Consider the following 22,413-nt stretch of genomic DNA (forward strand, 5'->3'; position numbering starts at 1 on the left):
CATGACGATTCCACGAGAAAGCTCCCGAAAACACCCCCGGGTGCGCACCGCGCTGCACGCCCTCGCCTGCGCCGCCGCGTTCTGCGCTGGCGCCGCGCCAGCGCAGCCGGCCTCTCCGGCGCCGGCCGCCAGCGCCCCCTCCGCTGCGCCGGCCCGGCCGGCCGCGGCCCCGCCGCGCGACGAATTCTTCTGGCTGGGCGAGATCAACAAGGCATCGGCCGTCATCAACATCGACGAAGGCCTGCTCGACAAGTCCCTGGCACCGCTGGTCCACGGCGGCATCAGCAAGGTGCTGGCAGACGGCAGCCGGCCCGGCGGCAAGCGGCCCCGGCTGGTGATCACCTTCGAGCCCCTGCTCATCGAGGCCGCGGGCCCGCAGATCACGCTGCTGCATGCCGGCCGCTCCAGCCAGGACATGCTCTCCACCGTGCGCGCGGCCATGCTGCGCGACCAGATGCTGCAACTGGCCGAGGCGCTGAACCAGACGACGGCCACCATGGTCCGGCTGGCCGGCAGGCACCAGGCCACCGTGGTGCCCAACTACACGAACGGCGTGGCCGCGCAGCCCAACAGCTACGGCCACTATCTGCTGGGCCTCGCCAGCGGCCTGGACCGCGACGCGCAACGCATCCGCGAGGCCTATGCCCGCATCGACCGTTCGCCCATGGGCACCACGGTGCTCAACGGCACGAGCTGGCCGCTCGACCGCCAGCGCATGGCGGACTACCTGGGCTTTTCCGCCATGGTGGACAACGCCTACGATGCGGCGCAGGTCTCGGCCGTGGACCAGCCGGTGGAGGCCGGCGCCATCGTCATGGCGATCGCCCTGCATGCCGGCACCTTCATCGAGGACGTGATGACGCAATACGCCCAGCCCCGTCCGTGGATCCTGCTGCAGGAAGGCGGCGGCAACACTTACGTGTCGAGCGCGATGCCGCAAAAGCGCAATCCGGGTCTGCTGAACGCCACGCGCCGCGACGCCTCGCAGGCGCTGACGCTGGGCATGGGCGCGGCCATCCAGGCGCACAACATTCCGCCCGGCATGCAGGACCCCAAGGAAGAGCGCAACAACACCGCCATGGTGCAGAGCGCGATCGACGTGCTGCGCCAGTGGGACCGCATCCTGGGCGCGCTGGTCATCGATCCGCAGCGCGCGCTCGAGGAGTTGAACAGCGACTGGACCGCCTCGCAGGAACTGGCCGACGTGCTGATGCGCAAGTACCGGCTGCCCTTCCGCGTGGGCCACCACTTCGCGTCGGAGGTGGTCGGCTACGCCAAGGCCAAGGACATCAAGCCGCTGGACTTCCCCTACGCCGAGGCGCGCCGCATCTATGCGGAATCGGTGCACGGCTCGGAATTCCCCGCGCAACTGCCCATGGACGAGGCCGAGTTCCGCGCCACGCTGGACCCGGTGGCCATCGTCCGCCACCGCGCGACGGCCGGCGGTCCCCAGCCGGCGGAAATGGCCCGCATGCTCAAGGCCGCCCAGGCGCGCGTGGAGCAGCAATCGGCCTGGATAGCCGCACAACGCGCCCGCATCGGCGGCAGCCTCGCCCGCCTGGACCGCGATTTCGACCGCCTATCCCCCCGCTGACCACGGCGCTGCGGCCGGTCCTGTCCTGTTCTGTCCTGTAGCGCCTAAAGTAGCCCGCGGCCCATGCCATGGCGCGGCCCGGGCCAGCAGCAGCCAAGCAAGGGCCGCCCCGCAGCGAGGGCTGCGTCCCCCCACCCGCCATGCGCAGCATGGCGAGAGAGGGGGGAGGCGGCGAAGCCGCTCAGGGGGGTGCCTCTTAATGTGCGTGCGCCATCCCGCTCACCAGCGTGACCACCACCATGCCACCCAGCAGCCAGGCGATCTGCGCCAGGGTCTGTTTGGCCGTCAGGCGCTTCTGCAGCTGGGGGATGAGGTCGGCCAGGGCCACATAGACGAAGCTGCTGGACGCGATGGCCAGGAAATACGGCAGCCAGTCCTGCAGCTCACCCACCAGGAAGTAGCCCACCACGCCCCCGAGCGCGGTGACCGCGCCGGCCAGGGACACCTTGACCAGGGCCGCGCGCCGGTCGCCGCTGGACTGGCGCAGCACCACCAGGTCGCCCATGTGGTGCGGCACTTCGTGGGCCAGGACGGCCAGCGCGGCGATGGCGCCCAGGCGCAGGTCGGCCAGGAAGGCGGAGGCGATCAGGATGCCGTCGCCGAAGCAATGCACGCTGTCGCCCGTGAGCAGGGCCCAGCCGCCGGAGCTGCGGTGGGAATGGGAATGGGCGTGCCCGCCGTCGCCGCCATGCGCGTGGGCATGGTGCCCGTGGCCATGTCCATGGTGGGTATGTCCATGGGCATCGGAATGCCCTCCAACTCCGGCGCCCGGCTCGTCGTTGGCAGGCCCCACGCCGTGCTCGTGGCCGTGGTGCCAGAGTTCCGCCTTGTCCAGCAGGAAGAAGAAGACCAGCCCCACCAGCAGCGTGGCGAAGAGTTCGTGCGCGCCGGCCTGGCTCTCGAAGGCCTCCGGCAGCAGGTGCATGAAGGCCGTGGCCAGCAGCGCGCCGGCGGCGAAGCTCAGCAGGTGCCGCGGGCCGATGCCCGAGCGGCCGTCCCCCCAGCCGGCCCGCATGAGCAGGGCGGCCACCCACACACTGCCGATGCCCGCGGCCAGGGTGGCCAGGATGATTGCGATCAAAGTCATAGCTGTACGCGCTCGATTCTCGAAAACGAAAAAAGCCCCGAAGGGCTTTGCTGCGGGACGCGGCGCCCGGCGGGGCGGCGCGTCAGCCCACGCCGTGCACCTTGAACCACGCCAGCGCGCGCTTCCAGCCATCCTCGGCGGCTTCCTTGCGGTAGCTGGGCCGGTAGTCGGCATGGAACGCATGCGGCGCGTCAGGGTACACCACGAACTCCGATGCCTTGGCGGCGGCGGAGCCGTTCTTGAGGGCCGCTTTCATCTTATCAATCGTGTCAAGAGGGATTCCGGTATCTTTTTCACCGTAGAGGCCGAGCACCGGCGCCTTGAGGATGGGGGCGATGTCCACCGGGTGCTTGGGCGTGAGCTCGCTCGCCTGGCCCACCAGCCGGCCGTACCACGCCACGCCGGCCTTGACCGGGCCGTGGGCCGCATAGAGCCAGGTGATGCGCCCGCCCCAGCAGAAGCCCGTGATGCCCACTCTGGAGAGATCGCCGCCGTGGTCGCCGGCCCACTTCACGGTCGCGTCGAGATCGGCCAGCACCTGGGCGTCGGGCACCTTGGAGACGATCTCGCTCATGAGCTTGGAGATTTCGGTGTACTGCGAGGCGTCGCCCTGGCGCACGAACATGTCCGGGGCGATGGCGAGATAGCCCGCCTTCGCGAAGCGGCGGCAGGTGTCGGCGATGTACTCGTGCACGCCGAAGATCTCCTGGATCACCAATACCACGGGCAGCCCCGTCTTGCCGGCGGGCGCGGCGCGGTACGCGGGCACCTTGAAGCCGTTGACGTCGATCTCGACCTTGCCCGCCACCAGCCCGTCGGACGGCGTATGGATGGCCGTCTGCGCCATCACCGGCATCGCCGCGGCGGCGTAGCCCACCCCGAAGCCCGCACCCAGCGCCACGCGCATGGCGGTGCGGCGGCTGGCGCCGGCGTCGCTGGACTGGCCGGGCAGCAGGGCGTCGAAATCTTTCCTGAGGTCGTCATGCAGCATGGAAGCTCCTGTGAAAGAAAAGAGGAAATGGAAAAGCGGGGTCCGGAAGACTGGGCAGTCTATGTGAGGGCACGGTCGATTGCACGGAATGGGATTCAACGGTAATTTCTGTATTGACAGAAATTACCGAAGCAATAGACTCACAACCATGCAACTGACCGACACCGCCCGCCGCTTCATCGTCCACTGGGGCGAGATGGGCACCGCCTGGGGCGTCAACCGCACCGTCGCCCAGATCCACGCCCTGCTCTTCTTCCATGGCCGTCCCTTGCATGCGGAAGACATCTGCGAAACTCTCGGCGTCGCCCGGTCCAACGCGAGCAACAGCCTCAAGGAACTGCTCAACTGGCACCTGATCCGCGTCACCCACGTCCTGGGCGACCGGCGCGACTATTTCGAAACTTCCACCGACATCTGGGAGCTGTTCCGCACCATCGTGCGCGAGCGCAAGGAGCGCGAGTTCGAGCCGACGGTGCGCATGCTGCGCGAACTGGCGAGCCGTCCCGAGATGGCTGACGAAGCCCCCGATGCGCAGGACCGCGTCCGGGAAACCCTGCGCCTGATGGAATCGCTGGACCTCTGGACGGAGGAGATGCTCCGGCTCACCCCCTCCACCCTCGAAAAGGTGCTGCGCCTGGGTGCCAGCGTGCAGAAGTTCGTGCGCGGCGATGACGCCGCGTCGCGAAGCAAGCGCTCCCCGGCCGGGCCGCAGCCTCCGAACAAGCCCGCCACCTGAGTGCACCACGCCATCGGTTCCCATACCCTTTTGCGCCCCGACATTTCATTTCGTACAGAAATTTAAAAAGCAGAGAAAACCCGACGACGGCCAACCATTTCCAAGGAGCCCGCCATGACCACCGATCCGCAAGCCCTCTATCCCCTCACCCTCTACTTCGATTCCCGCTGCCAGCTCTGCAATGCGGAGATGACCAACCTGCGGCTGCGCGACCGTGCCGGCCTGCTGCGGTTCGCGGATGTCTGGGCGCCCGGCTTCGAGGGCCCGCCGGGTACCACGCACGAGCAACTGCTGACACTGATCCATGCCCGCACCGCGGATGGACGGGTGCTGCGCGGCGTGGAGGTATTCCGCCACGCGTACGAGGCGGTGGGCCTGGGCTGGGTCACGGCGGCCACGCGCCTGCCGGTGCTGGGCCCGCTCGCGGACCGGCTCTACACGGTGCTGGCGCGCAACCGCTACCGCCTGCCGCGCTGGCTGGTCGGCGGCCTGTTCGAACGCGCGAGCCGGCGCGCGGCCCTGCGGCGGTGCCCCCCCGGCGACCGCTGCGACCTCTGAGGAGATCCACCATGCAAGTCCTCATCACCGGCGCGACCGGGTTCATCGGCCGGCACGTCGCCGCCCGGCTGCGCGCGGACGGCCACACCGTGCACGAAGGCGTTTCCCCGCGCCACGGCCGGCGCGATGCCGGGCAGGTGCCCGTGGATTTCGCACACGACACCGATCCGGGCGCCTGGCTGCCCCGCCTCGCGGGCATCGACGCGGTGGTCAACGCCGTGGGCGTGCTGCGCGACAGCCCCGGCCGCCCCATCGATGCACTGCACCGCGATACCCCGATCGCGCTGTTCCAGGCCTGCGCCCAGGCCCGCGTGCGGCGCGTGGTGCAGGTCTCCGCGCTGGGCGTGGACCGCAGCGAGACCCGCTATGCCCGCACCAAGCGCGGCGCGGACACGTTCCTGCTGGGCCTGGCGCAGGGCGCGGCCCCGGCGCCTTCCGCCTGCGTGCTGCGGCCCAGCATCGTGTTCGGCCGCGGCGGAGCGAGCAGCGCACTCTTCATGAACCTGGCGCGGCTGCCCGTGGTGGTCCTGCCGCGTCCCGTGCTGCAGGCCCGCGTGCAGCCCGTGGCCGTGCACGACCTGGCCGATGCCGTGTCCGCGCTGCTCGGCCCGGCCCTGGACCGGCAGGGCATCATCGAATGCGCGGGCCCGGAGGCCGTGCCCATGGCCGGACTGGTCGCCAGCCTGCGGGCCCAATGCGGACACGGGCCGGCCCATGTGGCGACGCTGCCGGACACGCTCAGCCGCCTGAGCGCACGCCTCGGCGACCGCATGCCGGCCTCGCCCTGGTGCAGCGAGAGCGTGGCGATGCTGGGCAGCGACAACACCGCCGATCCCGCGCCGCTGCGCAGCCTCCTGGGCCGCGAGGCCGTGCATTACCGCGATCTGGTCACGCGCGCCTGGAAGCAGCCATGACAGCGCGCGCACAACCATCGTCCGCAGGCCCGCGCGAACGGGGCTGGCTGCGCGAGAGCCTCGTGGCCGTCTGGCTGGGTACCGCCGTCGCCAGCGTGGCGGAGTTCCATGGCCAGAGCCGCGAACTGCTCGTGGCCGCCGGGATGCAGAACCCCCTACTCATGCAGGCCATCATCGCCGCCGGCATCGCCGCGGACCTGGCCGTCGGCGCGTGGCTGTGGTGGCGGCCGGGCCGGCCCACCTATGCCGCGGCCCTGCTGCTCATGGGCGCGATGACCGTGATCGCCACCGTCCTGCTGCCCGGGCTGTGGCTCGACCCGCTGGGCCGGCTGCTCAAGAACATTCCCATCGCGGCCATTCTGCTCGTGCTCTGGCACACGGAAGAAAGGCGTCCATGAACGCGTACCTGGTCCTCAAGTGGGTGCACATCCTCTCCAGCGTGCTGCTGGTGGGCACGGGATTCGGCTCGGCTTTCTACCTGTTCTTCGCCAACCGCAGCGGCAGCGTGCAGGCCCAGGCCGTGGTGGCGCGGCTCGTGGTGCGCGCGGACACCTGGTTCACCACCCCCGCGGGAATCGTGCAGCCGGTCAGCGGCGTGGCGCTGGCCCACATGGCCGGCTGGCCGCTCTCCACGCCGTGGATCGCCGCCTCGCTGGGGCTGTACGTGGTCGCCGGCCTGTGCTGGCTGCCCGTACTGTGGCTGCAGTGGCGCATGGCCGCCATGGCGCGCGACGCGGCGGAGCGCGGCACCGCGCTGCCGGAAGGCTACCGCCGCCATGCGCGCTGGTGGGAGGCGCTGGGCTACCCGGCCTTCATCGCCATGCTCGCGATCTACTACATGATGGTGGCCAAGCCGGCGCTCTGGGGCTGAGAACGGTCAAGGACGGCTGCCGTCGATCGGCTCCGGATACGCTTCGCGGGCCAGTGCATCCGCCAGCGCACGGGCAGGGTCCAGCAGCGCGGTGCCCGCGCCGGCCTCGTCCAGGGCCAGGGGAATCTCGGTGCACCCCATCACGATCACCTCGGCGCCGCCGGCATCGCGCAGCGCCTGCGCCACCTCGCGGAAGCACCGGCGCGCCAGTGCCATGTCACCGGCCTTCACGCCTTCGTAGATGCCCTGCATGAGCCGCTCGCGGCCGGCCTCGTCCGGCTCCAGGCATTCGATGCCGGCGTGCTCCAGCGCCTGCCGGTACAGGCCGCTGCGGTAGGTGCCCTGGGTGGCCAGCAGGCCCACGCGCAGCCGGCCCTGGGCGCGCAGCAGCGCTGCCACCTCGCGTGGCATGTGCAGCACGGCGAGCTGCGGGAACCGCTCCTGCAGCAGGCCGTGCCAGGCGTGCGCGGTGTTGCAGGCGATCGCCACGGCCCGGGCTCCGAGCGCGGCCAGGCGGCCCGTGGCCTGCAGCAGGGCGTCGCCCGGCTGGTGCGCCCCGGGCCGGGGGTCGTCCAGCGCCGCCGTGCGGTCCGGCACCGGTACCTGGGCAAGCCAGTGCTCCGGGTAGGCCTGGTCGCGCACGGCGATGCCCCGTGCCTGCATGCGCGCCGTGCACGCCTCGACGAAGAGGCGCGCGAAGTCCGCACCCGCCGCCGGCCCCATGCCGCCCAGGATGCCGACGGTGTGCGGCAGCCCAGCGCCCGCCACCCGCCCTGCCGGCTGCGTCATACCGCGGGCTTGTCGCTCTGCGCCGTGAGGTTGTCGCGCAGTTCCTTCGACATGGGCAGCCCCAGCGCCTGGCCCTTGGGCGGAATGGGCGACAGGAACCACTTGTTGTAGAGCTTCTCGAATTCACCGGACTTCATCATGCCGCCGATCACGCCGTTCACGAGGGCCTGGAACTGCGGGTCGTCCTTGCGCAGCATGCAGGCGTAGGGCTCGACCTGCAGCGCATCGCCGACCACATCCCACTCGGCCGGGTTCACGGCATTGGCTTTCAGGCCGAAGAGCAGGATGTCGTCCATGGCGAAGGCCAGGGCCCGGCCCGTGTCCACCAGCAGCATGGAGTCGTTGTGGTCCTTGCCCAGCACGATGTCCATGTCGAGGTTGTTCTCGCGGTTGTACTTGCGGATCACCTGCGCGTTGGTGGTGCCGGTGGTGCTGGCCACGGTTTTCTTCGCGAGGTCGGCGTAGTTCTTGACGCCGGAAGATTTCTTCACCAGCAGGCGCGTGCCCGTGTAGAAATAGTTGACGGCGAACTGCACGTCCTTGGCGCGGGCGGTGTTGTTGGTGGTGGAGCCGCACTCCAGGTCCACCGTGCCGTTGGTCACCAGCGGGATGCGGTTCTGCGAGGTCACGGCCTGCAATTCGACCTTGATGTCAGGCTTGTTCAGTTTCTTCTTCACCGCGTCCACCACCGCGTTGGAGATATCCACCGAGAACCCGATGGGCGCGCCGGCGCCGGCCAGATAGCTGAAGGGCACCGACGATTCGCGGTAGGCCAGCGTGATCTTGCCGCTGTCCGCGATCTTCTTCAGGGTGTCGGCCTGCGCGGCGGCGCCGGCCATCAGGCCGCAGGCCAGCAGTGCGGCGGAGCAGAGGGTGGTTTTCATGGGAATTCCTTCTCGGATGAGCGGGTGGTGAAAGGCGGCATGGCCCCCGCACGGTGCGGCGGTGCGAGCACTGTAGGAAGGTGGCGGCACCTTGAACAATTCATTCCACGCGCAATGCCATGCCTGAAAGTTATGCCCCTGTAGGGGTCAACCCGCAGGAGAAGCAAGAGCCACGCCGGGGCGCATGCCGCAACCCGCTCCGTTCCGGTGCATAACCTGGCGGCATGGGCGGCGCTCCGATCGGCATTGTCCAAGCGGCACGCACGCTTCTACAGTGCCCGCGGATGGAACGGATCGGAATCGATATGCATGCATGTGTGATGGGTGCCGGCATCGTGGGCCTGGCCACGGCCTATGCGCTGGAGCGGCAGGGATGGCAGGTGACGGTGATCGACCAGGGGCCGGTGGGCGGCGGTGCCAGCGGCGGCAACGGCGCGCAGCTGAGCTACAGCTACGTGCAGCCCCTGGCGGACGCATCGGTCTGGGGCCAGTTGCCCAAGCTGCTTTTTTCGCCGGATTCGCCGCTCAAGCTGCGGCCGCAGTGGAGCCTGCGCCAGTGGCGCTGGGGTGTGGCGTTCCTCGCGGCCTGCAATGACGCCACCTCCCGCCGCACCACCGGCTCCCTGCTGGAGCTGGCCGCGCGCAGCCGCCAGGCTTTCGAGCGGATGCGCGAGCGCGAGGGGCTGGACTGCGATTTCTCGCAAACCGGCAAGCTCGTGGTGTACCGCTCGCGCGAGGCACTGGCCGCCGGGGAACGGCAGATGGCGCTGCAGCGCGCATGGGGAAGCGAGCAGGAGTCGGTGTCCGCCGCCCGCTGCGTGGAGCTGGAGCCCGCTCTGGCCCACGATGCGGACCGCATCGCCGGAGCCATCCACACGCCCAGCGAGTGCGCCGCCGACTGCCAGAAGGTCTGCGACGGCCTGCACGCGCTGCTGGCTGCACGCGGCGTGCGCTTCCTGCTGGGGGCGCAGGTGGCAGGGTTCACGCGCGGCGCGGACGGCGCGGTCACCGCAGTGCGCGTGCGCCCCGGCGCATCGGGCACGGAAATCCCGGTGGCCGCGGACCAGTTCGTGCTGGCCCTGGGCAGCGCGAGCGCGGCCTGGGCGGCCCGCCTGGGCGTCCACGTGCCCGTCTATCCGCTCAAGGGCTACAGCATCACGGTGGACGCGCCCGAAGACGCGGCGTGGGCGCCGCGGGTGAACGTGACCGATGCGGCCCGCAAGGTGGTCTTCGCGCGGCTGGGCAACCGCCTGCGCGTGGCCGGCATGGCGGAGCTCGTGGGCGACGACCGCAGCATTCCCTCGGACCGCATCGAGCGCCTGCGTGCCACCGTGGCCGCGGTGCTGGGCCATGATCCCGGCACAGGCGCCGGCCTGCGCCCCTGGACCGGCATGCGCCCCGCCACGCCCACCGGCCTGCCCGTCGTGGGCCGCAGGCCGGGCGGCCCGCCCAACCTGTGGCTGCACACCGGACACGGGGCGCTGGGCTTCACCCTGTCCTTCGGCACCGCGGAACAGCTCGCGCACGCCATGGCCGGCGGCCGCCAGGCCGCACGAAACGCCTGAAGTCTCAAGACGGTCAGGCGTCCGGCGCCGTATCCGGCAGCGCTCCCGCGCGGCCCTGCAGCGTTTCGAGGGCCGCGTCGCGCATGCAGCGCACCATGGCATCGGCCAGCAGGGACGCCGGGCGGTGGGGCATGCGCAGCGCCTTGACCGGCACGGCGATGCGCGGCAGCAGCTCCAGCACGTCCACCCGGCTGGGGTCGGCGGAGGCGGCGGTGCAGGCATCCACCAGCGCCACCCCCAGCCCGTGGTGCGCCAGCGCCAGTGCGGCATGGTAGGTCTGCACCGTGATCGCGGAGGTCAGCCCCACTTCCGCTTCGCGGCAAGCATGGTTCACCATGGTGCCCAGCGGATCGTTCAGCCCCAGCCGCACCACCGGCACATCGACCAGGTCGGCCAGGTGCACCGAGCCCCGGTCCACGAGCGCCGCGTCGAGCAGGCCGCGCGGAGCGACGCACACCATGCGGCCCTCGGCCAGGGTTTCCTGCTCCAGCGAGGGGTGCGACAGCGCGGAGAACACGAACCCTACGTCCGCCTCCTGCAGCACCAGGGCGGAGACGATCTGCGGCGAATGCAGGGATTCGATCGTCACCTGCACGCCCGGATGCAGGGCATGGAAGGCGCGCAGCGCCCGCGGCATCACCTCGTGGCTCAGTGCCAGCACGCTGAGGATGTGCAGTTCGCCCTCGCGCTGCCGCCCGCGCAGGCTGCCCGCCAGGCGCTGCACCTCGTCGAGCTGCGTGAACAGGCGCTCGATGTGCGGGAAAAGCGTCTGCGCCTCCCGCGTGGGAACCAGCCGCCCCTTGTGGCGATGAAAGAGCGCGAAGCCCAGCTGCAGCTCCGCATGGGACAGGATGCGGCTCACTGCCGGCTGCGTGACGTTGATGAGGCGCGCGGCGGCGCTCACGCTGCCCGTGAGCATGACGGCGTTGAAGACTTCGATGTGGCGCAGGCGCATGGGGTATGGGAACAGGGCGCAACGGCCCGAGGACGGTCGAGGCGCGCATATTGCATCAAAACGTATCCCGACGAAGTGCCGCGCGGCAATTGGAAACAAACCTGCACACCTCTCATATTCCAACCGATAGAGTGGCGCGCCCGTCTCTCTTTCCCCGGATGCACCGGTCCCACGATGGCCTGCGAATCACCGCCTGCACTGCGCCGCGCCGTGCGCCCCGCCCTTCTGTGCTGCATCGCGCTCGCCTGGGGCGTGGCGCACGCGGCACCCTATCCGACCAAATCCCTCGCCGCGCGGGTCGCCATACTGGATGCACGCTCGCCGGCAACCGCCCGCCTCGCCACGATGGATGCAACGGATCCGTCTGTCCTGCCCGGCGATGGCGCGCCGCTCCCGCAATTGCGTTTCCTGCGCCTGTCGCCGGCCACGGCATCCTCCAAGGAATGCTGCGTGCAGCCCCTGGCCCCCGTCGATCCGCGGGACGCCTCCACTCTTCGCTATGAAGGGGAAGACGCCCAGCCGGCCGCAGAACGCGAAGTCCGTTTCACCCATGCGCCCCGGGAGGGATTCGTCGGACTGGCGGTGGAGGGCGATGCCGTGGTGACACGGATGCCGAGCCACCGGATCCTGCTGCGGTGGCCGGACCGCAAGGCATCGCTGCGCGTGGACCATTGCCTGTCGGCGGAGGGGCTGCACCTGAAGATCTCCGAAGGGACCGGCGCCGGCCCCTGGAAGCCCGCGGCGCACTACTACCTTCCCCTGGCAGCCGATGCGCGGCCCGACTGCCCGCAAGGCTGGTGAGCGGCAAGCCGGCCGCCCGGCATGCGGACACGGGCCGCAGCGGTATGCACATCTTTACGGGCGCCCCCGGAACTCCACGCATACTTCGCCCCTCAGCATCCGGTGGCGCGCGCAGCGCGCCTGGCACCGCCCGGATCTTTCCCCTTCCCGATGATGGCCACTGAACGACGACACCGATCCCCTTTCCGTACCGGCACCCTCTTCTTCCTGGCCTTCTCCCTGGCGATCGCCTGCGGCGAGGCGCCCGCGAAGCCCAAAGCCGCCAGCAAGTCGAGGGCTGCCGCCAAGGCCCGCAAAGCCACCAAGCCCCGCGCACCGGCACCTGCCGCAGTCTCGCAGGGCGATCCGCTGTCCTCGCGCGTCGGCGTGGTGGACGCCAGCGCCCCCGGCGCCGCACGGCTCGCGCTGGCATCCGGCAGCACGGCGATACCGTCCGGAAGTCTTCACTATCTGTCCCTGGCTCCCGCGGCGAAAGCCCCGGAATGCTGCATCCGCCCGCAGGCCGCCGTGCCGCCCCGGGATGTCGCCATCCTGCGCTTCGATGGCGACAATTCGCAGCTCGCCGCCGAACACACGGCCCAGTTCACGCAGGCACCGGGCGAATCCTTCATGGGCCTGGCGCTGCAGGGCAAGGCCACGGTCACCCGGGCTTCCGACCAGCGGCTGTTCCTGCAATGGCCGGACCGCAAGGTCTCGGTGCGCGTGGACCACTGCGTTTCCGGAGAGGCCATGCATGTGCGCATCGCCGACAGCGCGGGTCCCGGCCAATGGCAGCCTGCCGCGTACTACTACCTGCCGCTCGCGGTACCGGCCCAGCCGGACTGTCCGGTGGACGAGGCGCCCTGAAGCCGCGGTATTACGTCCGCCCTCCGGAAGCGCCCCACTCCGTCAGTTGCCGGTTGAGCCACATGGATTCCTGCAGGGGCGTGGCCTTGCGCAGCGAAGCGCAGGCCGCCATGGACAGGCTGCGTCCCTGCCGCGCGTCCACCGCCCGGCGGCGCGGCGCGATGCATGCCAGGAAGGACTCCCGCGCCGCCGCCGGCAGGGACGGCGCGGTGGACAGGTAGGCCTCCGCCGCCTGGTAGCGGTCCCGGCGCTGCCAGGCCACCATGTAGGCCGAACTGTTCGAGAGCAGCAAAGCCTTCCTGTGCGGCAGGTGCATGACGAGCGGGGCGATCGGCGCCAGGGCCGGCCATACGTCGTTGGCGTAGAACTCCGCCCCCCAGTAGGCCTGGCCGATGCGCACGAAATGCTCCAGGCTGGAAATGTTCACCAGCCCGGACTCCGCCATCGGCAGGATTTCGATCGAGGGCTTGCGCACGTCCACCGTGTCGTTGGAGACATCCACATACAGGCTGCCGAACTGGAATGCGTTCTGGAAGTAGCGCTCGCGCAGCACACCCCAGACAGCGCCCACGTAGCCGCCCTCGCCCATGAAAGCGCGGATGGCGTCCAGCCCGGGCAGCGCAGCGTCCGATGCCACCGCCGCGCGCAGCTTCCTCTCAAACGCCTCCGAGATCTCCAGGCAGCAGCCGTAGGGATAGGGCTTGCGGTACGTGGGAATGCAACCTGGCAGCTTCTGGTCGATTTCACGGCGCACGGCATACAGGTAGTGCTCCACCTCGGCCAGCCGGCCCTGCAGGTGGCGCTCGGTCAGGCGTTGCTGCTCCTGGTCTGCAGGGCGGATTTCCTGGGGGATGAAACGACGGGACACACGCAAACCGCTCCCGATGCGGAGCTGCATATACAAAGACTTACATTCTAACCCAGCAGGGCGACAGACAGCGTGCTGCCTGCGCACACCGCCCGGCGTCGCCGATAAAGGTCAGCGTCGGCGCGTGCGGGCCAGTCCGAAGAGGGCCAGCAGGCCGGACATCAAAATCACACCCCATTCGGACAACGTCGGAATGCTTGCCACAGTGCCACCACCGCCCACGGGGGTGGTACTGCCGGCAACCGTGATGCCCAGGGTCGCGCGGCGGGAGGAGTCCAGCGGCGGCGTGGAGCCGTTGGTCTGCGTCACGGTACCGGTGCACGGCGCCTGGCCCGTGTTGATGAACAGGGCGCCCGGGCCGCTGACCAGGGTCTGCTTGAACGTGACCGTGGAGCCGGCGGGAATCACCGCATTGTTGAAGCTGAAGGTGACGGGCGTGCCGCCGGCAGTGTTCGCGGCGATGTTGGCGGTCGAGTTCACGGTGCCGACCAGCGTGCCGTCGAAGGCGTTCAGCCGTGCCTCGAGCGTGACGGTATAGCTGCCGCCGGTATTCGTTCCGTAGTTGACGGTCACCGTATCGAGCGTGGTGCCACCGTAGTTCGGCAGATAGAAGGAACGACTGATGTTGTCGCCGGTCGTGCTGGGACTCGATGGACAGCTGACGATCGTGGCGGCGCCGGCGAATGCCGGCGCGAGCAGGGCGGACAACGCCAGGGCGCGGAGAGTGTGTTGCATGGTGCCAGGACAGTGATGGGAGCAAACGGGGAGAAGCGTATCCCAGTGTAAAACGGTGCGCCCCCGCAGGCCACCCAAACAGAGGCCTCGTTCACCGCTTTCCATACCAGGCCCGACCATTCACCGGGACCGTGGCACCGTCCGCCTTCCCCGGCCGGCGAAGCACAGCAGGGGGCCTCCACGGGCCCGTCAGTGCGCCTTCTCCCAGTTCGGCCCCGTGCCCACCTCGGCCAGCAGCGGCACCTTGAGCTCGGCCACGCCCGCCATGAGCCGCGGGATCTCCGTGCGCAGCCAGCCGGCCTCGTCCTCCGGCAATTCGAAGACCAGTTCGTCGTGCACCTGCATGATCATCAGCACCTGCGGCTTGTCCGCGTCCAGCACGGCCTGCACGGCCACCATCGCCTTCTTGATGAGGTCGGCCGCCGTGCCCTGCATGGGCGCGTTGATGGCGGCGCGCTCGGCCGCGCCGCGCCGCGGGCCGTTGGGCGAATTGATCTCGGGCAGGTAGAGCCGCCGGCCGAACACCGTCTCGACATAGCCGCGCGCCTTGGCCGAGGCCTTGGTCTCGTCCATGTACTGCTTCACGCCGGGATAGCGCTGGAAGTAACGGTCGATGTAGGCCGCGGCGGCCTTGTTGTCGATGCCCAGGTTGCGCGCGAGGCCGAAGCTGCTCATGCCGTAGATGAGCCCGAAGTTGATCACCTTGGCATAGCGGCGCTGCTCGCTGCTCACCTGGTCCACCGCCACGCCGAACACCTCGGCCGCAGTGGCGCGGTGCACGTCCAGCCCTTCGGTGAAGGCGCGCAGCAGCGCGTCGTCGCCGCTCAGGTGGGCCATGATGCGCAGCTCGATCTGGCTGTAGTCGGCGCTGGCGATCACGCGGCCCGGCGGGGCCACGAAGGCCTCGCGCACGCGCCGGCCCTCGGCCGTGCGGATGGGGATGTTCTGCAGGTTGGGCTCGTTGCTCGACAGGCGCCCCGTCACGGCCACGGCCTGCGCGTAGTGCGTATGCACCCGGCCGGTGCGCGGGTCGGCCAGCTGGCCCAGCTTGTCGGTATAGGTGCCCTTGAGCTTGGAGAGGCTGCGGTGCTCCAGGATCTTGGCGGGCAGCGGGTAGTCCTCGGCGAGCTTTTCCAGCACCTCCTCGTCGGTGCTGCGCGCGCCGGTGGCGGTCTTCTTCACCACCGGCAGGCCGAGCTTGTCGAAAAAGATCTCGCCGAGCTGCTTGGGACTGCCGAGGTTGAAAGGCTGGCCGGCGATGTCGTAGGCCTCCTGCTCGAGCTTGAGGATGCGCTGCGCGAGGTCGTGGCTCTGCTGCTGCAGCGTGGCCGTGTCGATCAGCACGCCGTTGCGCTCGATGCGGAACAGCACCTCGCTGCTGGCCATCTCCAGGGCATAGATGGCGGAGAGCTTCTCGTCGGCCTCGATCAGCGGCCACAGCACGCGGTGCACGTCCAGAGTCTGGTCGGAGTCCTCGCAGGAATAGGCGGCGGCCTGCTCGACCGGCACCTGGGCGAACGGGATCTGCTTGGCGCCCTTGCCGCAGAGGTCTTCGTAGCTGATGCCGGTACGGCCCGTGTGGCGTTCCGCCAGGCTCGCGAGATTGTGCGGCTTGTGCACTTCCAGCACGTAGCTCTGTAGCATGGTGTCGTGGACGTAGCCCTGCACGCCGATGCCGTGGTTGGCGAACACGTGGCGGTCGTACTTGACGTGCTGGCCGAGCTTCGCCCGCGAGCCGTCCTCCAGCCAGGGTTTCAGGCGCTCCAGCACCGCGGCCAGGGGCAGTTGCTCGGGCGCGTCCGGCCCGCTGTGGGCCAGGGGAATGTAGGCCGCGGCACCGGGCTCCACGCTGAAGCTCAGGCCCACGATCTCGGCACGCAGTTCGTCGAGCGAGGTGGTCTCGGTGTCGAGCGCCACCAGCTCGGCGCCGCGGATGCGCTCCAGCCAGCGGTCGAAATCCTCCCAGGTGAGCACGGTGTCGTAGGCCACCTCGCGCCCCTGCGCGGCTTCGGCCACGAAGGTGGTTTCAGGGCTCGCGAACAGGTCGCCGCTCGCGCCGGACAGCGTGGCCGTGGCGTTCGCCGGCAGGTCGTCTTGCAGCGCACGGGCGAGGCCCTTGAAGCCGTAGGCCTGGTAGAAGTCGCGCAGCGCCGCGTTGTCGGAGGCCCCCATGGCCACCCCGGCCAGGTCGGGCAGTCCCTCCACATGGCCCGTGAGGTCGCAGTCGGTGCGGATGGTGACCAGCTCGCGCCCCTTGGGCAGCCACTCCAGCGCGCCGCGCAGGTTCTCGCCGGCCACGCCCTTGATCTCGGCCGCGTGCGCCAGCAGCCCGTCGAGCGAGCCGTATTCGTTCAGCCACTTGGCGGCCGTCTTGGGGCCCACCTTGGGCACGCCGGGCACGTTGTCCACTGCATCGCCGACCAGCGTCTGGTAATCGACCATCAGCGTGGGCGGAACGCCGAACTCGGCCGTGACGCCCGCCACGTCGCGGCGCTTGCCGCTCATGGTGTCGATGATGGTGATGTGCTCGTCCACCAGTTGCGACAGATCCTTGTCGCCGCTGGAGACGATGACCTCGATGCCCTGGCGTGCGGCGCAGGCCGCGAGGGTGCCGATCACGTCGTCGGCTTCCACGCCGGGCACGCAGACCACCGGCCAGCCCATCAGGCGCACGACCTCGTGGATGGGCTCGATCTGCGCGCGCAGGTCGTCGGGCATGGGGGCGCGGTGCGCCTTGTATTCGGGATAGAGCGTGTCGCGGAAGGTCGGCCCGCTCGCGTCGAAGACGCAGGCGGCGTAGTCGGCGGGATAGTCCCTGCGCAGCGCTTGCAGCATGTTGATCATGCCGCGGATGGCCCCGGTGGCGGGGCTGGCCGGGTCGCCGGGCACGGCCCGCAGGTCCGGCATGGCGTGGAAGGCGCGGTAGAGGTAGCTGGAGCCGTCCACCAGCACCAGGGTCTTGGGTTTGCTCATGGTCCGGGATTGTGCCCGCGGGCGGGTACGCGCGCCCGTGCGGGCCTACAATCCGCCCATGCGCGCCGCCACCACCCTTCTCTTCCTGGCGCTGGCCTCCGGGCCGGCCCTTGCCCAGACTCCCGCACCCTCGCCCGCTGCTCCGCAGGCCGCCCCCGCGGCGGACGCGCAGCCCGGTGCCGCGGCGGATGCCGAGCCGGGCCGGCGCAACCAGCGCGTGGAACGCATCCGCGTCGAGGACGAAGGCAGCCGCGTGGACGAACTGCGCGTGGGCGGGCAGACGCAGAGCATCACGGTGCAGCCCAAGGCCGGCACCACCATGCCCGAATACGAAGTGCAGCCGCCCGATGGCGTGCGCGCGCGGCCCGGCAGCCGCAATGGCGCGGAAACCATCACCAGCCCGCGGGTCTGGAATGTCATGAAGTTCTGATCCAACGCCCGGGCGCCTGCGCCCCGGCGCCACCCGCTCCGCAGCGGATACGGAGGCCTTCCTGCGGCCGCCTGCCGCGGCATCCGGCCCGGCGGCCCGCCCGCCGCTCCGCTCCTTTTTCTGTCTTCCGCTCTTTTCCCCGCCCAGCAATGGCCGTTTTCACCGAAGTCTCCAAGAAAGAGGCGCGCGATCTGCTGCGCCGTTTGCAGTTGGGCACCCTGGAGTCGCTGCGCGGCATCGAAGGCGGGATCGAGAACACGAACTACTTCCTCACCAGCGACCAGGGCGAGTACGTGCTCACGCTGTTCGAGCGCCTGAACGCCGAGCAGCTGCCGTTCTACCTGCACCTGATGAAGCACCTCGCGCAGGCGGGGATTCCCGTGCCGGACCCGCGCGGCGACCGCCATGGCAACATCCTGCACGCCGTCGCGGGCAAGCCTGCCGCCGTGGTGAACAAGCTGCCCGGCAGGAGCCAGCTCGCACCGGAACCGGTGCACTGCGCGGCGGTGGGCGGCATGCTGGCCCGCATGCACCTGGCCGGGCGGGACTACGAGCGCCGGCAGCCCAACCTGCGCGGCCTGGCCTGGTGGAACGAGACGGTGCCCGCGGTGCTGCCCCACATCGCCGAGGCCCAGAGCACCCTGCTGCGCTCGGAACTGGCCTACCAGAACCATGTCGCCGCGTCCCCGGGCTACGCGGCGCTGCCGCGCGGCCCCGTCCATGCCGACCTGTTCCGCGACAACGCCATGTTCGACGGCGAGACCCTGACGGGGTTCTTCGACTTCTATTTCGCCGGCGTGGACACCTGGCTGTTCGACCTGGCGGTGTGCCTGAACGACTGGTGCATCGACTGGCCCACCGGCCTGCACGCGCCCGGCCGCGCCACGGCCATGCTGGACGCCTACCAGGCGGTGCGGCCGCTCTCGGCCGACGAGCGGGCCCTGCTGCCTGCGATGCTGCGCGCGGGCGCACTGCGCTTCTGGATCTCCCGCCTGTGGGATTTCCACCTGCCGCGCGAGGCCAGCCTGCTCACGCCGCACGATCCCACGCACTTCGAGCGGGTGCTGCGCGGCCGCATCGCCCGGCCGCTGCATGCGCGTGCCGGAGGCGGATTCGACGAATGAGCCTGCCGGCTGCCGGCCACCGTGGCGGCGCGGCCACATGAAACCTGCCGGCGCGCCTGGAAACCCGCGCCGGCACGGCCCATCCGGCCCTTCGGCGCGACAATCCTTCCCATGCGCGCGCCGCAGCATGCCAGTTGCCCCACGCCTGCCGAAACGACCGCGCCTCCCGCGAAGCGCCCAGCCACTGCCCCACGGGCGTAACACGCACACTGCACCGCAATGAAACTGCACATCGTCCCTGCCCGCGCCGGCCTGGAATGGGTCCGCCTCGGCATCCGCATCTTCTGGCGCCAGCCGATGGCGCTGGCGGCCCTGTTCTTCCTGACCATGGCGGCGATGTCCATCGCCACGCTGCTGCCGCTCGTCGGGCCCGCCGTGGCGCTGGCACTGCTGCCCTCCGCCACGCTGGCCATGATGGTGGCCGCCGGGGACGCCACGCAGGGCCGCTTTCCCACCCCGGCCCTGCTGCTGGTGGCCTTCCGCACCGGCCGGCAGCGCCTGCGCTCCATGCTCGTGCTCGGCGCGCTCTACGCCGTCGGCTTCCTCGCCGTCATGGCGATTTCCGCGCTGCTGGACGGCGGGCAGTTCGCGCGCGTTTACCTGGGTGGGGAGGAACTCACGCGCGAGATGGCCGAGATGCCGCAGTTCCAGGCGGCGATGTGGCTCGCGCTCGCACTCTACGTGCCGCTGTCGCTGCTCTTCTGGCACGCGCCCGGCCTGGTGCACTGGCACGGCGTTCCGCCGGTGAAAGCGCTGTTCTTCAGCATCGTCGCCTGCCTGCGCAACATCGGCGCGTTCACCGTGTACGGCCTGGCATGGACAGGGGTCTTCCTGGGCGCGGGCATCGCCGCCAGCGTGTTCGTGACGCTGCTGGCGCTCATGGGCCTGGGCAACGCGCTCGCGGCCGGCATCATGGTCGGCACGGCCATGCTGCTGGCGGCGATGTTCTTTACCTCCGTGGTGTTCTCCTTCCGCGACTGCTTCGAGCCGCCCGAGCGCCCGGCGCCGCTCCCGGAAAGCCCCGCCACCGCCTGATGCCGCGAACGCCGGCACGCCTCCTGCAGGCGGGCGACTCCAGTGGCTCCAGGCGCCCGGTCACGGTACCGTCACCAAAGCGTCAAATCCCCGTCATCACGGATTCCTAGCATCCCGGTCCGGAGACAGGCCCGGGTACGCCCGGCCTGCCCATCGAGAGGCCCGTTGCGCATTCATGCGTCTGCGGCGCCCGTACAGCAGACCGACCCATCCGGAATCCATGATGTCCCACACCCCGATGCCCTCCCGCCGCAAGGCCCTGCAATTCCTGGCCGGCATGCCCCTGCTGCCCCTGGGCGCCACTGCATCCGCCGCCTCCGTGCTGGCCGCCTGCGGCGGCGGCAGCGGCGGCATCACCCCCGTGAGCTTCGCATCCGCCAGCTTCACGTCGATGGCCGCGCCCACGCTTTCCACGCCCGCCGCGATGGCGACGACCACCGTCGGCTCCACGCTGAACGTCAAGTTCAGCGACGACTCGGTCCAGAGCTACCAGCTGGCCTACCAGCCGTTCTTCGTCACGGGCGACCGCGTGTCCGACGGCAAGGGCGGCACGATCCTGGCCGGCGGCTACGTGGACATCAACAACCGGCCGATCATCGACACGACCGTGGCCGGCAAGGATCGCCAGTTCTTCTCCGATTCGCCCGACGGCACCTCGCTGCTCACCGTGCCCAATGCCAAGGTGGACGGCGTGAAAGGCAACCCCGTGTTCGCGGTGGTGCAGTTCGAATACACCACCTGGGCGCAGGACGGCAAGACCGACATGTACGGCAAGCTGCCCTCTCCCATCGCGGTGCTGTCGCTCGATCAGGACCCCGCCACCGGCAAGCTGACGCTCGTGAAATACCACAACGTGGACACCTCCACGGTGCACGGACTGTGGATCACCTGCGGCGCGAGCCTCTCGCCCTGGGGCACGCACCTTTCCAGCGAGGAGTACGAGCCCGACGCGTTCACGGCGGCGTCGAACGCGCAGTTCAAGGCCTACAGCAAGAACCTCTACGGCAGCGAGACGGCCGCCAACCCCTACCACTACGGCCACATGCCCGAAGTGACGGTGAACGCCGACGGCACCGCCTCCATCAAGAAGCACTTCTGCATGGGCCGCATCTCCCATGAGCTGGTGCAGGTGATGCCCGACCAGCGCACCGCCCTGATGGGCGACGACGCCACCAACAGCGGCTACTTCGTCTTCGTGGCCGACAAGGAAAAAGACCTGTCCTCCGGCACGCTGTACGCGGCCAAGGTGGGCTCCGGCTTCTCGATCGACCCGGCTGCCAACTCCGCCGCCCCGCTCACCTGGATCAAGCTCGGCTCGGCCACCAGCGCGGAAATCGAGAAGCTCGCCAGCACGCTCAAGCCCACCGACATCATGTCCGTGGCCTCCACCGACCCGAAGGACGCGAGCTACACGAAGATCGTCGCCAACGGCAAGACCGAATGGATCAAGATCAACCCCGGCATGGAAAAGGCCGCCGCCTTCCTGGAAACGCACCGCTACGCCGCATTCGCCGGCGCGAGCCTGGGCTTCACCAAGATGGAAGGCACCACCGTCAACGCCAAGGAAAAGATCGCCTACTCGGCGCTGCAGAACGTGCAGGCCTCGATGGTGGCCGGCAATGCCGCCAACGTGCCGGGCAACGGCATCTCGGTGCCCAGGCAGCTCGTCGCCGGCGCGGTGATGGCGCTCAACCTGCGTGGCGGCCAGAAGGACACCCAGGGCAACACCATCAACAGCGACTGGATGCCGGTGGACACGAAGGCCCTGCTGGCCGGCGAGGACATCGCCGCCGACGCCCTGGGCAACACGGCCAACCCCAACAACATCGCCAACCCGGACAACCTGAAGTTCTCCGAGAAGCTGCGCACCCTCTTCATCGGCGAGGACAGCAGCCAGCACGTGAACAACTTCCTGTGGGCCTACAACGTCGATACGAAGCAGCTCTCGCGCCTCATGTCGGTGCCGGCGGGCGGCGAATCCACCGGCCTGCATGCCGTGGACGAGATCAACGGCTTCACCTACATCATGAGCAACTTCCAGCACGCCGGTGATTGGGGCAGCATCCACTCCAAGGTGAAGGACCAGCTCGACCCGCTGGTTCGCGCCAACTACAAGGACAAGTTCGGTTCCGCCGTGGGCTACCTGACCGGCACGCCCCGGCAGATGAAGCTCAGCGCCTGACCGGCGCCGTCCGCGGGGCATGCGCCGCGGATATCTCCCCTGACGGCGAGGCCCCTTTCGGGCCTCGCTTTTTTTCGTCCGCGGCATGCGGCCTCTGCGTTCTCCGAAGCCACCTGAACCGCCCTCCGGAGCGGTTGCCCCTGCGCAACGACTTGCTATTTTTAGCATAGCAAAAACCCTTCATCGGATGTGGCGTTCCAGGCATTCCTTTCGTCTGCGGATGGGCGCATGGGCGGCGTCCGGAGATGATAATTAATCTCATTCCTATAATGCCTGCGCCCGCCGTGCTGCACCGCGGTGCGGACCGGGAGGGGTCTGCGCCGCCGGGAAGCGCAGGGCACGCCCGGGTGGGCTCCAGCCCTCCCGGCTTCACCAGGTTCCGTACGCCGCGGCGCGCCATGCGCCGGCCCGGCAGCACGGGCACCGTGGATGCCCTGCTGCATCCGCACCGCCTTTTCCCATCATTTCAGGAGAT

Annotated in this window: 21 protein-coding genes; 13 read left to right on the forward strand and 8 right to left on the reverse strand. The window is 69.6% G+C overall.

From position 1 onward, the window contains the following. Position 1 precedes the first annotated feature (1 nt). Positions 2-1,594 (forward strand): lyase family protein, encoded by a 1,593-nt coding sequence (locus tag BLR05_RS05575; protein ID WP_092832826.1) that lies wholly within the window; start codon positions 2-4, stop codon positions 1,592-1,594. A gap of 196 nt (positions 1,595-1,790) precedes the next feature. Here the strand turns inward: BLR05_RS05575 and BLR05_RS05580 are convergent, their stop codons facing one another. Together BLR05_RS05580 and BLR05_RS05585 are read right to left on the reverse strand one after the other, a co-directional pair. After that, positions 1,791-2,681 (reverse strand): ZIP family metal transporter, encoded by an 891-nt coding sequence (locus BLR05_RS05580; RefSeq protein ID WP_092832827.1) that lies wholly within the window; start codon positions 2,679-2,681, stop codon positions 1,791-1,793. 82 nt (positions 2,682-2,763) lie between these two features. Then, positions 2,764-3,672, reverse strand: a complete 909-nt coding sequence (locus BLR05_RS05585; RefSeq protein WP_092832828.1) for a dienelactone hydrolase family protein — start codon at positions 3,670-3,672, stop codon at positions 2,764-2,766. Between the two features lie 148 nt (positions 3,673-3,820). Between BLR05_RS05585 and BLR05_RS05590 the strand changes: the two genes are divergently transcribed. The 5 genes from BLR05_RS05590 (at position 3,821) to BLR05_RS05610 (ending at position 6,751) form a co-directional block, all read left to right on the forward strand. After that, complete coding sequence (locus BLR05_RS05590) at positions 3,821-4,408, forward strand: GbsR/MarR family transcriptional regulator (RefSeq protein WP_092832829.1); 588 nt, start codon at positions 3,821-3,823, stop codon at positions 4,406-4,408. A 114-nt stretch (positions 4,409-4,522) separates the two neighbouring features. After that, the gene (locus BLR05_RS05595; protein WP_092832830.1) at positions 4,523-4,966 is read left to right on the forward strand and encodes a thiol-disulfide oxidoreductase DCC family protein; all 444 of its coding nucleotides are present in this window, start codon (positions 4,523-4,525) and stop codon (positions 4,964-4,966) included. 11 nt (positions 4,967-4,977) lie between these two features. Beyond that, the gene (locus BLR05_RS05600; protein ID WP_092832831.1) at positions 4,978-5,880 is read left to right on the forward strand and encodes an NAD-dependent epimerase/dehydratase family protein; all 903 of its coding nucleotides are present in this window, start codon (positions 4,978-4,980) and stop codon (positions 5,878-5,880) included. Beyond that, the gene (locus tag BLR05_RS05605) at positions 5,877-6,278 is read left to right on the forward strand and encodes a DoxX-like family protein (RefSeq protein WP_092832832.1); all 402 of its coding nucleotides are present in this window, start codon (positions 5,877-5,879) and stop codon (positions 6,276-6,278) included. Before BLR05_RS05600 ends, BLR05_RS05605 begins: the two co-directional genes overlap by 4 nt. Then, entirely contained in the window at positions 6,275-6,751 is a 477-nt protein-coding gene (locus BLR05_RS05610; RefSeq protein WP_092832833.1) for a DUF2269 family protein, read from the forward strand. The genes BLR05_RS05605 and BLR05_RS05610 overlap by 4 nt, the downstream gene beginning before the upstream one ends. 6 nt (positions 6,752-6,757) lie before the next feature. On the opposite strand, the gene BLR05_RS05615 is transcribed toward BLR05_RS05610, so the two are convergent. Together BLR05_RS05615 and BLR05_RS05620 are read right to left on the reverse strand one after the other, a co-directional pair. Further along, positions 6,758-7,540, reverse strand: a complete 783-nt coding sequence (locus tag BLR05_RS05615) for an aspartate/glutamate racemase family protein (RefSeq protein ID WP_092832834.1) — start codon at positions 7,538-7,540, stop codon at positions 6,758-6,760. Continuing rightward, complete coding sequence (locus BLR05_RS05620) at positions 7,537-8,424, reverse strand: transporter substrate-binding domain-containing protein (RefSeq protein ID WP_092832835.1); 888 nt, start codon at positions 8,422-8,424, stop codon at positions 7,537-7,539. Before BLR05_RS05620 ends, BLR05_RS05615 begins: the two co-directional genes overlap by 4 nt. A gap of 305 nt (positions 8,425-8,729) precedes the next feature. On the opposite strand from BLR05_RS05620, the gene BLR05_RS05625 reads away from it, so the two are divergent. After that, entirely contained in the window at positions 8,730-9,989 is a 1,260-nt protein-coding gene (locus tag BLR05_RS05625) for a D-amino acid dehydrogenase (protein WP_192883789.1), read from the forward strand. 13 nt (positions 9,990-10,002) lie between these two features. On the opposite strand, the gene BLR05_RS05630 is transcribed toward BLR05_RS05625, so the two are convergent. Beyond that, entirely contained in the window at positions 10,003-10,944 is a 942-nt protein-coding gene (locus BLR05_RS05630; protein ID WP_092832836.1) for a LysR substrate-binding domain-containing protein, read from the reverse strand. Between the two features lie 210 nt (positions 10,945-11,154). Here BLR05_RS05630 and BLR05_RS05635 point away from each other — a divergent pair, with 210 nt between their 5' ends. Both BLR05_RS05635 and BLR05_RS05640 read left to right on the forward strand, forming a co-directional pair. Next, positions 11,155-11,745 carry a hypothetical protein gene (locus BLR05_RS05635; protein WP_244160050.1) on the forward strand — a complete coding sequence of 197 codons (591 nt, stop codon included), beginning with the start codon at positions 11,155-11,157 and terminating at the stop codon, positions 11,743-11,745. Between the two features lie 150 nt (positions 11,746-11,895). Next, positions 11,896-12,591, forward strand: a complete 696-nt coding sequence (locus BLR05_RS05640) for a hypothetical protein (protein WP_092832837.1) — start codon at positions 11,896-11,898, stop codon at positions 12,589-12,591. Positions 12,592-12,601: 10 nt separating this feature from the next. Here the strand turns inward: BLR05_RS05640 and BLR05_RS05645 are convergent, their stop codons facing one another. The 3 genes from BLR05_RS05645 to polA all read right to left on the reverse strand — a co-directional run bounded on the left by BLR05_RS05645 (position 12,602) and on the right by polA (position 17,167). Further along, positions 12,602-13,459, reverse strand: coding sequence for a hypothetical protein (locus tag BLR05_RS05645; RefSeq protein WP_092832933.1), 858 nt, complete (start codon positions 13,457-13,459; stop codon positions 12,602-12,604). A gap of 111 nt (positions 13,460-13,570) precedes the next feature. Beyond that, positions 13,571-14,194 carry an IPTL-CTERM sorting domain-containing protein gene (locus tag BLR05_RS05650; RefSeq protein WP_013595625.1) on the reverse strand — a complete coding sequence of 208 codons (624 nt, stop codon included), beginning with the start codon at positions 14,192-14,194 and terminating at the stop codon, positions 13,571-13,573. Positions 14,195-14,383: 189 nt separating this feature from the next. Then, complete coding sequence (polA, locus tag BLR05_RS05655) at positions 14,384-17,167, reverse strand: DNA polymerase I (RefSeq protein ID WP_092832838.1); 2,784 nt, start codon at positions 17,165-17,167, stop codon at positions 14,384-14,386. A 58-nt stretch (positions 17,168-17,225) separates the two neighbouring features. On the opposite strand from polA, the gene BLR05_RS05660 reads away from it, so the two are divergent. The 4 genes from BLR05_RS05660 (at position 17,226) to BLR05_RS05675 (ending at position 21,938) form a co-directional block, all read left to right on the forward strand. Beyond that, positions 17,226-17,597 carry a hypothetical protein gene (locus BLR05_RS05660; RefSeq protein ID WP_092832839.1) on the forward strand — a complete coding sequence of 124 codons (372 nt, stop codon included), beginning with the start codon at positions 17,226-17,228 and terminating at the stop codon, positions 17,595-17,597. Between the two features lie 149 nt (positions 17,598-17,746). Then, positions 17,747-18,721 carry a homoserine kinase gene (locus BLR05_RS05665; protein WP_092832840.1) on the forward strand — a complete coding sequence of 325 codons (975 nt, stop codon included), beginning with the start codon at positions 17,747-17,749 and terminating at the stop codon, positions 18,719-18,721. A gap of 219 nt (positions 18,722-18,940) precedes the next feature. Beyond that, positions 18,941-19,756 carry a BPSS1780 family membrane protein gene (locus BLR05_RS05670; protein ID WP_092832841.1) on the forward strand — a complete coding sequence of 272 codons (816 nt, stop codon included), beginning with the start codon at positions 18,941-18,943 and terminating at the stop codon, positions 19,754-19,756. A 223-nt stretch (positions 19,757-19,979) separates the two neighbouring features. Next, positions 19,980-21,938, forward strand: coding sequence for a PhoX family protein (locus tag BLR05_RS05675; protein ID WP_092832934.1), 1,959 nt, complete (start codon positions 19,980-19,982; stop codon positions 21,936-21,938). The last annotated feature ends 475 nt before the right edge of the window (positions 21,939-22,413 follow it).

Source organism: Paracidovorax cattleyae, assembly GCF_900104515.1.
GTDB lineage: Bacteria > Pseudomonadota > Gammaproteobacteria > Burkholderiales > Burkholderiaceae_C > Paracidovorax > Paracidovorax cattleyae.

Bases quoted from the DNA above. Each gene is read 5' to 3' on its own strand.
- BLR05_RS05575 (WP_092832826.1), top strand. From the start codon at position 2: ATGACGATTCCACGAGAAAGCTCCCGAAAACACCCCCGGGTGCGCACC.
- BLR05_RS05580 (WP_092832827.1), bottom strand. From the start codon at position 2,681: ATGACTTTGATCGCAATCATCCTGGCCACCCTGGCCGCGGGCATCGGC.
- BLR05_RS05585 (WP_092832828.1), bottom strand. From the start codon at position 3,672: ATGCTGCATGACGACCTCAGGAAAGATTTCGACGCCCTGCTGCCCGGC.
- BLR05_RS05590 (WP_092832829.1), top strand. From the start codon at position 3,821: ATGCAACTGACCGACACCGCCCGCCGCTTCATCGTCCACTGGGGCGAG.
- BLR05_RS05595 (WP_092832830.1), top strand. From the start codon at position 4,523: ATGACCACCGATCCGCAAGCCCTCTATCCCCTCACCCTCTACTTCGAT.
- BLR05_RS05600 (WP_092832831.1), top strand. From the start codon at position 4,978: ATGCAAGTCCTCATCACCGGCGCGACCGGGTTCATCGGCCGGCACGTC.
- BLR05_RS05605 (WP_092832832.1), top strand. From the start codon at position 5,877: ATGACAGCGCGCGCACAACCATCGTCCGCAGGCCCGCGCGAACGGGGC.
- BLR05_RS05610 (WP_092832833.1), top strand. From the start codon at position 6,275: ATGAACGCGTACCTGGTCCTCAAGTGGGTGCACATCCTCTCCAGCGTG.
- BLR05_RS05615 (WP_092832834.1), bottom strand. From the start codon at position 7,540: ATGACGCAGCCGGCAGGGCGGGTGGCGGGCGCTGGGCTGCCGCACACC.
- BLR05_RS05620 (WP_092832835.1), bottom strand. From the start codon at position 8,424: ATGAAAACCACCCTCTGCTCCGCCGCACTGCTGGCCTGCGGCCTGATG.
- BLR05_RS05625 (WP_192883789.1), top strand. From the start codon at position 8,730: ATGCATGCATGTGTGATGGGTGCCGGCATCGTGGGCCTGGCCACGGCC.
- BLR05_RS05630 (WP_092832836.1), bottom strand. From the start codon at position 10,944: ATGCGCCTGCGCCACATCGAAGTCTTCAACGCCGTCATGCTCACGGGC.
- BLR05_RS05640 (WP_092832837.1), top strand. From the start codon at position 11,896: ATGATGGCCACTGAACGACGACACCGATCCCCTTTCCGTACCGGCACC.
- BLR05_RS05650 (WP_013595625.1), bottom strand. From the start codon at position 14,194: ATGCAACACACTCTCCGCGCCCTGGCGTTGTCCGCCCTGCTCGCGCCG.
- polA (WP_092832838.1), bottom strand. From the start codon at position 17,167: ATGAGCAAACCCAAGACCCTGGTGCTGGTGGACGGCTCCAGCTACCTC.
- BLR05_RS05660 (WP_092832839.1), top strand. From the start codon at position 17,226: ATGCGCGCCGCCACCACCCTTCTCTTCCTGGCGCTGGCCTCCGGGCCG.
- BLR05_RS05665 (WP_092832840.1), top strand. From the start codon at position 17,747: ATGGCCGTTTTCACCGAAGTCTCCAAGAAAGAGGCGCGCGATCTGCTG.
- BLR05_RS05670 (WP_092832841.1), top strand. From the start codon at position 18,941: ATGAAACTGCACATCGTCCCTGCCCGCGCCGGCCTGGAATGGGTCCGC.
- BLR05_RS05675 (WP_092832934.1), top strand. From the start codon at position 19,980: ATGTCCCACACCCCGATGCCCTCCCGCCGCAAGGCCCTGCAATTCCTG.